Annotated in this window: 12 protein-coding genes; 7 read left to right on the plus strand and 5 right to left on the minus strand. The window is 65.2% G+C overall.

What is annotated here, in order from left to right:
* Positions 1 to 36: 36 nt before the first annotated feature.
* Positions 37 to 981, minus strand: a complete 945-nt coding sequence (locus Q7514_RS22620) for a PDR/VanB family oxidoreductase (RefSeq protein ID WP_330135504.1) — start codon at positions 979 to 981, stop codon at positions 37 to 39.
* Positions 982 to 1,135: 154 nt separating this feature from the next.
* Between Q7514_RS22620 and Q7514_RS22625 the strand changes: the two genes are divergently transcribed.
* The 4 genes from Q7514_RS22625 to Q7514_RS22640 all read left to right on the plus strand — a co-directional run bounded on the left by Q7514_RS22625 (position 1,136) and on the right by Q7514_RS22640 (position 6,015).
* On the plus strand, positions 1,136 to 1,828 hold the full coding sequence (locus Q7514_RS22625; RefSeq protein ID WP_330135505.1) for a TetR/AcrR family transcriptional regulator: 693 nt from the start codon (positions 1,136 to 1,138) through the stop codon (positions 1,826 to 1,828).
* Between the two features lie 345 nt (positions 1,829 to 2,173).
* Entirely contained in the window at positions 2,174 to 3,511 is a 1,338-nt protein-coding gene (locus tag Q7514_RS22630; RefSeq protein ID WP_330135506.1) for an MFS transporter, read from the plus strand.
* Positions 3,512 to 3,514: 3 nt separating this feature from the next.
* Complete coding sequence (locus Q7514_RS22635) at positions 3,515 to 5,203, plus strand: alpha/beta fold hydrolase (RefSeq protein ID WP_330135507.1); 1,689 nt, start codon at positions 3,515 to 3,517, stop codon at positions 5,201 to 5,203.
* Positions 5,203 to 6,015, plus strand: a complete 813-nt coding sequence (locus Q7514_RS22640) for a maleate cis-trans isomerase family protein (RefSeq protein WP_330135508.1) — start codon at positions 5,203 to 5,205, stop codon at positions 6,013 to 6,015. Before Q7514_RS22635 ends, Q7514_RS22640 begins: the two co-directional genes overlap by 1 nt.
* On the opposite strand, the gene Q7514_RS22645 is transcribed toward Q7514_RS22640, so the two are convergent.
* On the minus strand, positions 5,958 to 6,746 hold the full coding sequence (locus tag Q7514_RS22645; RefSeq protein ID WP_330135509.1) for an SDR family NAD(P)-dependent oxidoreductase: 789 nt from the start codon (positions 6,744 to 6,746) through the stop codon (positions 5,958 to 5,960). The two genes, Q7514_RS22640 and Q7514_RS22645, sit on opposite strands and share 58 nt — an antisense overlap.
* A 1-nt stretch (position 6,747) precedes the next feature.
* Positions 6,748 to 7,602 (minus strand): TauD/TfdA dioxygenase family protein, encoded by an 855-nt coding sequence (locus Q7514_RS22650; protein ID WP_330135510.1) that lies wholly within the window; start codon positions 7,600 to 7,602, stop codon positions 6,748 to 6,750.
* Positions 7,603 to 7,778: 176 nt separating this feature from the next.
* Between Q7514_RS22650 and Q7514_RS22655 the strand changes: the two genes are divergently transcribed.
* From Q7514_RS22655 to Q7514_RS22665, 3 genes are read left to right on the plus strand one after another with little or no spacing between them, the layout of a single operon-like run.
* Positions 7,779 to 8,534 (plus strand): maleate cis-trans isomerase family protein, encoded by a 756-nt coding sequence (locus Q7514_RS22655; protein WP_330135511.1) that lies wholly within the window; start codon positions 7,779 to 7,781, stop codon positions 8,532 to 8,534.
* A gap of 2 nt (positions 8,535 to 8,536) precedes the next feature.
* Positions 8,537 to 10,522 (plus strand): oxidoreductase, encoded by a 1,986-nt coding sequence (locus Q7514_RS22660; protein ID WP_330135512.1) that lies wholly within the window; start codon positions 8,537 to 8,539, stop codon positions 10,520 to 10,522.
* A gap of 55 nt (positions 10,523 to 10,577) precedes the next feature.
* Positions 10,578 to 11,333: an SDR family NAD(P)-dependent oxidoreductase gene (locus Q7514_RS22665; protein ID WP_330135513.1), complete on the plus strand. Its 756-nt coding sequence runs from the start codon at positions 10,578 to 10,580 to the stop codon at positions 11,331 to 11,333.
* A 9-nt stretch (positions 11,334 to 11,342) separates the two neighbouring features.
* On the opposite strand, the gene Q7514_RS22670 is transcribed toward Q7514_RS22665, so the two are convergent.
* A complete protein-coding gene (locus tag Q7514_RS22670) occupies positions 11,343 to 11,948 on the minus strand; it encodes a response regulator transcription factor (RefSeq protein ID WP_330135514.1) in 606 nt (201 codons plus the stop codon).
* Positions 11,945 to 13,045 carry a sensor histidine kinase gene (locus Q7514_RS22675; RefSeq protein ID WP_330135515.1) on the minus strand — a complete coding sequence of 367 codons (1,101 nt, stop codon included), beginning with the start codon at positions 13,043 to 13,045 and terminating at the stop codon, positions 11,945 to 11,947. The genes Q7514_RS22670 and Q7514_RS22675 overlap by 4 nt, the downstream gene beginning before the upstream one ends.
* Positions 13,046 to 13,054: the final 9 nt, after the last annotated feature.

Genomic DNA, 13,054 nt, shown 5'->3' on the forward strand with positions numbered 1-13,054 from the left:
GGGCTGTGCACTGGGTGAGAGTGCTGTGCGGGTCGCTCACAGATCGAGGACCAGTTCCGCGCTCTGTGCCCGCGAGACACACGGATAGACGATGTCGGTGCGGTCGGGGTCGGCAAGCGCGTCACGGTGCAGCGGCAATCCCGCCAGGACGCGGGTCTCGCAGCTTCCGCACACTCCGTCTCGACACGCGTTGGGCAAGGCGACACCTGCGGCGTCGAGCACATCGAGGGCAGAGGATTCGGCCGGTACCGTGAATCGCTGACCCGACCGCGCGAGTACCAACTCGAACGCGTGCAGATCGTCTTCGTCGTCTCGCGGGCGAGCCGAGAAGCGTTCGACGTGAAGTGCCCCTGCCGGCCATGACTCACACAGTTTCTCGACTGCTGATATCAGACCTTCTGGGCCACAACAGTATACGATGTCGCGGGCGGATGGGTCGGCGAGTTCGAAAGCCAGGTCCAGGTGGCCGTATTCGTCGAACGGTCGCACATCCACCCGGTCTCCGTAGGCTGCCAGTTCCTCGAGATAAGCCATCGACCGGCGTGATCGACCCCCGTAGAGCAGCCGCCAATCTTTTTGCTGCGCATGCAGATCCCGGATCATCGGCAGAAGTGGCGTGATTCCGACACCTCCGGCGATCATCAGGTAGCGATCGGCATCAGCGAGCGGGAAGTTGTTGCGGGGGCCCCCGATCTCGACGAGTTCGCCCGGACGCAGCTCTGTGTGTACGTACTGCGAACCCCCGGACGACTCCGGCTCCCGAAGTACTGCGATGCGGTACCTGTGGCAGTCCCGCGGGTCGCCGACCAGCGAGTACTGACGGATGTGTTCCGGTAATCCGAGGTCGATGTGAGCGCCGGGCTTCCATTCCGGCAGGGCACGCTTTTCCGGGTCTGCAAGCTCCACACTGAGCACACAATCCGATTCCCGACGAAGAGCGATGACCTCGAGTTCCAAAACACCGGTGTCGCCGTCGTTCATGTCCACCTCCAAAGGTTCGTACTTAGTACGGTACTAAGCCATCACTATCTCGGCAAGGGTTGATTTCCGGACACCGAACTGCTGTGATGCACGGCCCCTCATCGCAGTGGACAATGTCCGATACGCTGTACCCGCGAATCAGACGAGGAGAGTCATGCCCCGGCCACAGACCCGGTCCCAGCGCCGCGACACGCCGCTCACCACCGAGCGGATCATCGAAGCCGCTCTCCGCTTGTCCGACACGGACGCAGACCTGGACCGCTTGACGGTGCGCCGCCTCGCCACCGAACTGGGCGTGGGCACGATGACTCTCTACAGCTATTTCCGCAGCAAGGAAGACATTCTCGACGGAATGGCCGACCACGTCCTCGGCCGGATGTCACTGCCCGACGAGCCCGACCACAACCCTGCGGAGGCCCTTCGCACCGTCGGCTACGCCTTCCTGACGATGATGCGCGAGCATCCGAGCGTCGTTCGACTGTTCTCGAGTCGGGTCACGGACAGCCCCACAGCACTGCGCGGCGCCATGGAAGCGGTGCTGCAGCGCCTGGTCGACGCGGGGATTCCCGGGCCTGACGCCGTTCGCTGCTATGGCTTCCTGATCACCTACGCGATCGGCTTCGCCAGCTACCAGGCGCCGCGCCAATGGGGCCGACTCGACGACGAGGACGGCATCGAAGCGCGTCGGCAACGCAGCCACTTCTACGCCGGGCTTGCGAAGGACGAATTCCCTCAGGTCGTCGCACTCGCCGACGAAGTCGCAGAACTTCCGTACGACTCGCAGTTCGAGGCCGGGCTCAGCGCGTATATCGAAGCAACGGTGCGGTCGCTTTCCGACCACGCCTGACAGTTCGCGCTCCACTACTGCGCAGTCACTTCGAAATTCGACCGTGACAGGAGGTCTCCCCTACCCGTGAACACTGGGTTACCGCGGAAAACCGCCTGTAAATTCCGTCGCAGCTATTGACACCGAACGCAGCACCGTACAGAGTACCAATCAACGTACGGCCCAAGTCGATACCGTGCGCGACATCGCCGGCCCGCGAAGATGACACGCATCCTCGACTTATTCAGAGATGTATCAAGCTTGCCCGCAACGGATTTCATTCCGACCAGGAGGCTTCGATGGAACCGAGGCCTCTGATCGCCGGCACGCAACACCACGCATCAGCCCGTCACCCGGAGGACACCTATGTCCCACTCGCCCCAGCCCAACGTCGACCCATCCACCGCTGTACGACGAAGGAAAGCCGTCTTCGCGAGTTGGATCGGCACGACCATCGAGTACTACGACTTCTCAGGCTACGGCCTGGCCGCATCGTTGATCTTCCCGATTCTCTTCTTCCCGACCTCCAACCCGGCTGTGGCCACCCTGCTGTCGCTGTCGACATTCGCAGTCGGCTATATCGCCCGGCCCGTCGGTGCCGCCGTGTTCGGACACTACGGCGACCGCATCGGGCGCAAGAAGGCACTCGTCGTCACGCTCGTGCTGATGGGTGCGGCAACCTTCGCCATCGGCCTTCTGCCTACCTACTCACAGATCGGTTTCATCGCCCCGGTCCTGCTGGTGGTCGCTCGACTGCTCCAGGGTTTCTCGGTCGGAGGCGAATACGGCGGTGCCGTCCTCATGACCGTCGAGCATTCCGGTGAACGTAAGGGCCTGTTCGGCTCGCTCGTGAATACGGGCGCAACCGCCGGACTCATCCTTGCGAACGTCGTCTTCCTCGCCGTCTTCCAGCTCCCCGACGACCACCTCTACACGTGGGGTTGGCGAATCCCGTTCCTGCTCAGTGGCATCCTCGTCATCATCGGGTTGGTCGCTCGCGTCGCACTCGAGGAAACACCGGATTTCGAGAAGGTCAAGCAGCACAGCGAAATTCAGGACCGGCCCCTCGTCGACGTCTTCCGCAACCACGCCTCGACCGTACTGTTGCTCGCACTCGGCATCATCGCGGCAGGAACAGCGTTCACGATGACGACGGTGTACTCCCTGAGTTACGGCACCGCCGTCCTCGGACTCAGTAGCAGCACCATGCTCGCGGTGCTCTTGCCCGCCACCGTCACGATCCTGATAGCTCTTCCGCTGTTCGGGTCCCTCGCCGACCGGATCGGTGTGCGGAAGGTGTTCCTCGGTGGCGCAGCCTCACTTGTCGTCCTGCCGTTCTGTTGGTTTCCGCTCATGGAAACGGGCCGGTACATCCCGATGCTTGCAGGGTTCGTCCTCGTATTCCTCGGTTACTCCGCCAACTACGCGGTGGTGCCGGCGTACTTCTCCCAGGTCTTCCCTCCCTCGGTGCGGTTCACCGGCATGTCCATCGGGCTCACGATCGGCCTCATCGCAGGCAATGCGATCGCACCATCCGTCTCGTCACTGCTTCAAGAGATGACCGGAGGCTGGGTGGGTGTCGCCATCTACATGGCGATCGCCGCGATGGTCTCTTTCGTTGCGGCACTGTTCCTCCGCATCCCCCGGGCCGACGGCCTCATCGACGATCCCGCGACCACACCCGTGGCCGTCGAAACGAAGTGACAGATGACCACTACAAACCTCGGGCGTCACGGATTCGCCGACACCCGGCACGGACAGGCGCACTACGTCGAACAGGGACACGGCTTCCCGGTACTGCTTCTCCATCAGACCCCACGATCGTGGGACGAATACCGGGACGTCATTCCGATCCTCGGAGAGTCGTTCCACGTCATCGCGATGGATACCATGGGTTTCGGATCCTCTGCACGACCTCCGATGCCGTGGTCCGTAGAGATGTTCGCGGAGAGTGCCATCGACCTGTGCGACGCGCTGGGACTCGGCAGAGTGTCCATCGTGGGCCACCACACGGGGGCAGTGGTTGCGGTCGAGATCGCCGCCGCACATCCCGATCGCATCGAAGCCCTTGTGCTGTCGGGTATGCCGTTCGTCGACGCCGCTCGGCGACGCATCGTCGCCGACCGGGCGCCGATCGACCACGTCGTTCCGAAAGCCGACGGGTCGCACCTCGAACGGTTGTGGAACAACCGGGCCCCATACTACCCATCGGACCGACCGGATCTGCTCGACCGGCTGGTGCACGACGCTACCGGCGTGCTCGACAGTGTCGAGGAAGGTCACCTTGCGGTGAATCGCTACCTCATGGAAGAACGGATCGGCCTGATCACCGCACCGACACTTGTATTGTGCGGGGAACTGGACACGTTCTCACTGCCCGACCAACCCGCGATCACTGCGGCGCTCACCGGCGCACGTTCCGACGTCCTCCCGGGAACCGGTGTCCCCGCAGTCGATCACAAACCCGAACAGTTCGCTTCAGCAGTCCGTGGTTTCCTTGCCGGCCCGGCATTGCCGGCGGCAGCAACCTCGCAGCACACCACGCCCCGGGAGACAGAGATGGACATTCGAAGCCGGTCGCTGACGATGGACGGCACCACGCTGTCGTACCACGTGAGCCGTTCCGCAGCGGCGGGAGTCCCCACGGTGTTTCTGCACCCGTGGTTCGGGTGCTGGCAATTCTGGATCTCGACGATGGACGGACTCGCAGACCGCCCCTGCTTCGCAGTCGACTTCTATTCCCCGGCCGGCGGGGATTGGTCGTCCGTCGACGGTCCGTCCGGTCTCGCCGACGCCGTCCTGCACATGCTCGATTCGGAGGGGCTCGACCAGGTCGACCTCGTGGGCAACTCCGTCGGCGGCATCGTCGCTCAGATCATCGCATCGACAGCACCCGACAGGGTCCGCCGGCTTGTTCTCGTCGGAACCGGAGCGAACACTGCCGGTGCGCTTCCGGCCTTCGCCGAAACAGTCGACCGCTGGACTGCGGGCGTAGGAGACAACGGGGGTCCCTCGCGCGAGGCGATCGCCGACACCGTGGGCATGCTGTTCACCTGCAGGCCGGAGCCCGAGGCCTGGGAAACATACGTCCAGGCCGTGTCGGACACCAACGCCGCATACATGGGCTCAGTTCTCAACGCCGCGAGGCGTCTCGACCTCACTCCGGATCTTCCCCGCATCACCGCTCCGACCCTGATCCTTCGAGGCACCGAGGACTGTGCACGCACTGCCGCGCACGCTGCAGCGCTGGCCGAGGGAATCCCCGTTGCGCACGCCATCGAGATGGACGGTGCCGGTCACTCCCCCATGATCGACCACCCGGACGAGTTCCTTCGCCTGGTCACCGAGCACCTCGACAGCGAATTCGCCGTACCCTACGCAGAAAGCAACGGCTGATGAGTCTCGGGTTCGGCCACCTCGCCCGGATCGGTCACTTGTATCCCTCGGGTGGGCTCTGCGACTACGAAATACAGCGCATGTCGCCCGACGGCGTGCAGTTCGTCACCACCCGGCTCCCGTTCCCGTCCACGGGCATCGAGGATGATCGGCTCCTCGTCTCGAACATCGAGAGTCACGCGCGATTGCTGGCCGATGCGGAAGTCGACATCGTCGCGATCAACTGCACGGCCGCCACACTGCTCGCGGGACCGGATGTGCTCAATCAGCGGGTACACGATGCTACCGGAATCGAGTCGGTCACCACCATCGAGGCCGTGGTGGCGGCGCTCGCCGCCGTGGGGATCAGCCGTCCGGCAATGCTGACTCCCTATCCTCACGAGGTCGTCCGCGCCGAAGTCGAGTATCTGCGTACACACGGCATCGATGTCGTGACGAGCCTCGGCCTTCCACGCTCGACACCGGTGGAGCAGGCACGGATAGAGCCACAGCAGTGGCAGGATCTCGCCGATACCGTGGACCCCAAGGCCATCGACGGGGTGCTCTTCAGCTGCGCGGGCATCCGGATTTCCGACAGGATCGAATCCGTCGAACGTCGCCTCGGGCTCCCGGTCGTTGCGAGCAACCAGGCACTGTTGTGGCACCTGCTCACGAGATTGGACGTGCCCGCGAGACCTGACGGATACGGTTCGCTGTTCTCAGTATCAGCGCCGGTACCTGCCGACACCTCCGCTCCCCGAGTTCCTGACGCAGGTTACGCGGTGTGCCGACCCGGTTTCTCCGCGCCCATGCCTGAGAATCCGACCGAGTAACCTCCGTCGGCCGGCATCAGAACGCCGGTGATGTACGACGAGGCGTCGCTCGCGAAGAACAATGCGGCCGAAGCAATCTCGTCGGGCTCGCCCCAGCGGTCCATCGGGATGCCGGGCACCCGGTTGACGCCCGGCGGGGGCGTCGGATGGTCTTTCGAGAGAGCCACGAGACCGGTCCACACGGTTCCCGGGCATACCGCGTTGACCCGGATGTTCTCGTCCGCATAGTCGAGTGCGGCAGTCTTGGTGAGCTGGTTGACGCCTGCCTTCGCTGCGCCGTACACGCCGTGGTGTTTGAAACCGACCATCGCGGTCATCGAAGAGATGTTGACGATGGAACCGCCGCCGGTGTTCAGCATCGACCGGATCCCGTACTTCATGCACAGGAACGCACCGCGCAGGTTCACATCGTGGACCTGATCCCAGTCATCGAGCGACTGCTCGTGCAACGGCTTCATCGGCCCGCCGAACCCGGCATTGTTCACCAGCACATCGACCCGGCCGAACACGTCTTCCGTCGTCGCGATCATGCGCACGACATCGGATTCGCTGCTGATGTCGGCCTTGATTCCGATGGCGTTGTCGCCGATCTCGTCGGCGACGTCGATGGCGCGTCCGGTGACACTCACGCACACCACGTTCGCGCCTTCCGCGGCGAACCTGCGCGCGATCGACTTGCCGATCCCGGAACCCGCACCCGTGACCACAGCGGTTCTGCCGTCGAGTTGCATCTCAGACCCCGACCGTCGCCTGGCGCAGGCTCGTGATGGGCTCGTCGCCGGCCAGGGTTGTTCGATGCATCCGACGTGCTTCGGAGCGGTCGAACGGGCAGGCGCGATGCAGTAGTCCGAGGTTGTCCCAGATGACGAGGTCACCCACCTGCCATTCGTGCCGAAGCACGCGGTCGGGGCCGGTGGCGCGACCGATCAGGTCGTCGAGCAGTGCGCGACCCTCGTCGAAATCCATCCCCACGATGTGAGAGGCGCTGTGTCCGAACACCAGCGACCGCCTGCCCGAACGGTGCTCCCAGACCAGCGGGTGTTCGCGCTGCGGCCACTTCGCCCAGTCCTCGAGCTGTTCCGGCGTCGGGTTCGGATAGCTGAGGCGTTGGATCGCCTCGAACGTGTGCACCACCTGCAGTTCTGCGAAGCGTTCCTTCTCGTCGTCGGAGAGGGCGTCGTAGGCGGCGTAGGTGCTCGCGAATTCGGTCTCTCCTCCGTCGCTCGCGAGGACGCGGGCGCTCAGGGTGACGGCCTTCGCGGGTATGTCGTCCATCGACCCGTCGAAATGCCAGTGGTCGTTACTCGGGAAGTAGTTCACGTTGGGATTCGCCGGGTCGAAGCTGATCACCATGACGTTCGGGTTCTCGTACTTGGGAAACTGCACCACCTCCCCGAGCCTGCGGCAGAAATCGACCTGCACGTCGTCGTCGATGGGTAGCCCTCGCAGGAGCAGCACACCGTACTGCTCGAGGGCCTCCATGCACTCGCGTGGCAGGTCGTCGTCGTTGAGGAGCCGGTGCACGTCGATATCGACGAGCTCGGCCCCCACGGTGTCGGTCAATCGGCGCGCGGTCAGCGTGGCCATCGGGAACTCACCTTCCATCGCACAGCTCAGATACCAGCATGGTGAAGGGAACTTTTTGCAATATAAGGGTTTTCATCTATACATGCAATCCTTGCGAGGATGGTACTCAGGAGTGTATGCAGGAATGGGCGGCACTTGCGTGCGGGCGCTCATTCGACGACATACGGGAGATCGGCATGACCGACGCGCTGGGCTACAGACTCAAACTCGGAGTGGTCACGCCCTCGGTGAACACCATCGTCCAACCCGAATACGACGACATGCGCCCCCGCGGTGTCACCAACCACATCGGCCGCATCCACATCCCCGACCGCGCCACCTCCGACGACGACGACTTCGAGGAACTCGTCCGCGACATCGACCGCGGGGTCGACGACGCCGTGGAACGTGTCCTGACCTGCAGACCCGACTGCGTCGTCCTCGGCGTCTCGATCGAATCGGTCTACGGCGACCCGAAGGCCGGCGAAGCGATCCAGCAGCGACTCCGCGACAAATTCGGCGACGACCTGCGTCTCATCCACGCCGGCGAAGCGATCCCTGCCGCGCTGAGCGCTGTCGGGGTCGACGACGGGCCCATCGCACTGCTCACCCCCTATCAGCCCGTGTCCGAAGGCCACCTGAAGACGTTCGTCGAGACCTGCGGTTACCGGTTGCACGACGCCATCCACCTGCGCGCCCCCAGCGCGGTGGGCATCGCGCACATCACGCGGGCGACCGTCGAACGCGGATTCACCGATCTCGCCGCGACCCGTCCGCGCGCGATCGTCCAGTTCGGCGCCAACATGTGCGCCGGCCGCTACGCCGCCGAGGCCGAACAACGACTCGGCCTCCCGGTGATCGCAGTGAACACCGCTACCTACTGGCATGCGCTGCGCAGCAACGGGATCACCGATCACGTCGAGGGTTACGGGCAGCTACTGGAGCGGCACTGACCATGCACGCCTACCCCACCCTGTTCTCCCCGATCGCGCTCGGGCCGCGCACGGCCCGCAACCGAATCTGGATGACGGCCCACGCCACCGAGTTCTCCACCGACGGCACGTTCGCCGATGCGAGCGCCGACTACTACGCGACACGCGCCCGCGGCGGTGTCGGTGTGATCACCATGGAAGCGATGGCCGTACACCCGACAACCCAGCCTCGGCGCGGCGTGATCCACGCCTACGACGAGGCCGTCGTCGACAGCTACCGGAAGGTCGCCGACGCGGTCCACCCGCACGGAACGCTGCTGCTGGCGCAACTGTGGCATCGGGGACGCCAGACCGACGGCATCATCTCGCGCCTGCCGACGTGGGCGCCGAGCGCGATACCCGACACCGTCTATCGCGAGATCCCGCACGAGATGAACCACCGCGAGATCGATGAACTGGTGGAGCATTACTCACGGGCCGCGAAGTATGCGATCGAGGGCGGCGTCGACGGGATCGAGGTGCACGGCCTCGCCCACGGCTATCTGCTGGGTCAATTCCTGTCGCCGGCAACCAATCACCGCCGCGACGAATACGGAGGCTCCTTCGAGAACCGGATTCGGATCGTGCGGCGGATCGTCGACGAGGTCCGGCGCGTTGTTCCGGAGGATCGAGTTCTCGGCATCCGGCTCAACAGCAACGACGGCGGCATGCCTGGCGGCCTCACCAACGCCGACTGGGTCCGGATCGCGGAAGTCATCGATGGCGACGGCATCGACTACATCTCGACCAGCCAGGGCACGTATCTGGACCGCATGCAGATCTACGGAACGTCGACGGCGCGCCCCGCCGGATACGAACTCGCCGATACCGCGGCCATCACCCGCGCTGTCTCGGTGCCCGTGATGGCCGTCGGGCGCATCACCACCCCCGAGATGGCAGAGGACGTTCTCGCCACCGGCAAGGCGCAGTTCGTCGGCATGGCCCGTCAACTCATCGCCGACCCGATGTGGCCGGAGAAGGCCCAGCGAGGCGAACCGGATTCGATCCGCCCGTGCATCGGATCGAACTGGTGCGTCGCGTCGTTCGCGCGCGGTCCACTCTCGTGCATCCACAATCCGAAAGTGGGTCGAGAGCGGGAGTTCGACGGCGACGACACCCGGCCGAGGTCGCGCCGTACCGTCGCGGTCGTGGGCGGTGGCCCGGCAGGATTGCGTGCCGCGTTGACGGCCCACGAATTGGGTCATGTGGTCACCCTTTTCGAGCAGGATTCCGTACTCGGTGGGCAGGTACGGTGGATCGCCGCCGCCGAGCCGTATCGGGAATGGTCGGGGGTCACCGACTGGCTCGCAACGCAGCTCGACGATGCGGGCGTCAAGGTCGAGCTCGGCCACCGCGTCACGGCGAAGGAGCTCACGGGCAGATTCGACGCCGCGGTGATCGCGACCGGATCGTCGCCCGTGCGGCACGGGTGGACCGCGCGCCGACCTGATCTGTGGGATGGCGGTTCGTTGCCCGGCTCCGACCAGTGGAATGTGTACACGCCGGAGGAGGTGCTGAGCGGCCGCGCCGAACTCCCCCGCCGCATCCTCGTCGTCGACGACACCGGCGACCGGCATGCCTTCATCACAGCCGAATACCTGGTGGCGCGGCGTCACCCCGTGCACATCGTCTCGCAGTATCCGCAGCTCGGGCACGCTTTCGCCGACGCCCACGACCTGCCCTTCGCGTTCGGCCGATTGCGTCGCGCCGGGGTCGCGTTCACTCCGCACGTGGAGGTCGCGGCGATCGACGGCGACACCGTCACCCTCACCGACGTGTTCACCTCCGAGACCTCGACGCTGACAGACATCGACGCGGTTGTGCTGATCCACGGCAATGCCGCCGACGATCAGCTGGCCCGCGACCTCGAAGGCAGCGCCATCGAGGTTCATCTCGTCGGCGACGCGCACGCCCCGCGGCGGATCTTCAACGCGATCTGGGAGGGAGAGAACGCCGCCCGGCTACTTTGAACATCCTTATACACCTACGGATTCATTCACGCGAGAACTCAGCGAAAGTAGGAACATGACCGCATCACAGAAATCCCGGATAGCAATCGTCACCGGCGGAGGCTCCGGCATCGGACTGGCCATCGGTCGTCGGCTCGCCGCCGACGGCAACCCGGTGGCACTGTTCGACCGCGACGGCGACAGCGCGAAAGCGGCTGCTGCTCAGATCGAATCGGAGGGCGGAACCGCCATCGGGGTGCCGGTCGATGTGACCGACCGCGCCGCCATCGACGCCGGCGTCGATGAGGTGAAGACCCGGCTGGGCGCCCCGCAGATCCTCGTCAACAGCGCGGGTGTCACCATTGCCGGTCCGGCCCTCGAGGTCACCCGCGAGGTATGGGACACGGTGCACGCCGTCAACCTCACGGGTACCTTCGACTGCTGCCAGGCCGTGCTGCCGCACATGATCGATTCCGGGTGGGGAAGGATCGTCAACATCTCGTCGTCGAGCGCACACAGCGGAGTGGCGGGGATGTCGGCGTACGTGTCGTCGAAGTCGGCGGTGATCGGCCTGACGAAGTCGCTCGCGCTCGAATTCTCGAAGCACGGCATCACCGTCAACACGATTCCGCCGGGCTTCATCGACACCCCGATGATGCGTGACCACGCAGGTCAGGGCCTGATCTCGGTGGAAGACCAGATCGCGCGCACGCCGGTGGGCCGTGTCGGGACAGCGGAGGACATCGCCACGACCACCTCGTTCCTCGTCAGCGACGGCGCGAGCTACATCACCGGCCAGGTCATCGGCGTCAACGGCGGACGCAACACCTAGCGATCCGGCTCAGATCCACCCGTTCTGCTGGGCTCGCCGGGCCGCTTCGACCCTCGTCGTCGTTCCTGTCTTCCCGATCGCCGACGACAGGTAGTTGCGCACCGTCCCCTGCGACAGGTGCACAGCGGATGCGATTGCGGCGACGGGCACACCGTCCAACGCCGCGCGCAGCACGTCGCGCTCGCGGTCGGTGAGGGGATTGTTGCCTCCGGCGATGGATTCGGCGGCCAGAGCCGGATCCACGACACGTTCGCCTCGCCGAACTCGCCTCACCGCTTCGGCGAGTTCGGTGGCGGGGGTGTCTTTGACGACGAACCCCGACGCACCCGCTTCGAGCGCGGAGCGCAGGTAGCCGGGGCGGCCGAAGGTGGTGACGATCAGCGACCGCACGTCGGGGAGCTCGCGGGCGAGTTTCCCGGCCACCTCGATACCGTCGAGTCCGGGCATTTCGATGTCGAGCAGGCACACCTCGGCGTTGCTCGACCGTGCCGCGTCGAGAACTTCGTCGCCTCGCCCCACTTCGGCGACGACGTCGAGGTCGCCTTCGAGGCCGAGCAACGCAGCCAGCGCACCCCGGACGAGGGCCTGATCATCTGCCAGCAACACGCGAATCATCCGAACACCACTTTCAGGTCTGTGCCCGCGCCGTCGGGTCCGGCGCCGACAGCGAATCTCCCGCCGGCCGAACGAACCCGGTCGCGGAGCCCTCGCAGGCCGTTGCCGTCGCGGCTGCCGTCGATACCCACACCGTCGTCGACGACGCTCAACGATTCTCCGCCGAGGTCGATCACGCAGGTGCGGGCGTTGCTGTGCCGGACCACATTGGTGACCGCTTCCCGCAGCACCCAACCGAGCACGAGGCGGTATCGGGGGTCGACGACCGACGCGTCGCCGCGCAGTTCTACGCGGATGCCGGCGTCGTCGAGCGCGGTGCGAGATCGGTCGAGTTCGTCGGCGAGCCGCGCGACACGCAGCCCGGTGACGGTGGCCCGCACTTCGCCGAGGGCTTCGCGGGTGAGCGCACGGATCGCGGCGAGTTCCGCTTTGGCGCGTTCCGGGTCGATGTCGATGAGGCGTTCGGCGAGTTCCGCTTTCACGGTGACCGCGGTGAGGCTGTGTCCGAGGACATCGTGCACGTCGCGGGCGACACGGTCGCGCTCGTCGGCGATCACGAGTTCGTTGCGCAGTGCGTTGTATTCGTCGTCGCGGTCGCCGACGGCGCGGATCACCGCGGTGATCGCACCCACCAGCACCACGATCAGCGTGTAGAAGAAGTCGTCACGAAGGGTGCCGTTCAACCACGGCACCAGCAGGCATGCGGTGGTGACGACGGCGAGGACGATCATCCTGGGCACGAACGTCAGCGTGAACATCGCGAACGACACGACGAACGCGCCCATACCCAGCGCTGCCGGACCGATGTGCAGGCCCACGGCGCAGATCAGGAGGACGAGCAACGGCAGGTGGATCGCTGCGATCCGTGAGGGCGGCGCGAGCTCCTTGTAGAGCGTACGAAATCCGTGGATGTAGACGAGTGCGAATGCGGCGATGCCGACCGTGCCGAGGGTCTTGCCGAGTGCCGACCCCGTGGTCAGTACCTCGGCCAGCGGGTAGATCAGGAACAGGAGCCAGACGGTGGCCATGAACCATCCGAACCGGATCCACGGGTCTTCCGCTCGGGGGTCGGTCGACCGCTTATCTGTCACTGCCATCCCCCTGTC

Origin of the sequence: Rhodococcus artemisiae (assembly GCF_036327795.1) — a bacterium.
Taxonomy (GTDB): Bacteria; Actinomycetota; Actinomycetes; order Mycobacteriales; family Mycobacteriaceae; genus Rhodococcus; species Rhodococcus artemisiae.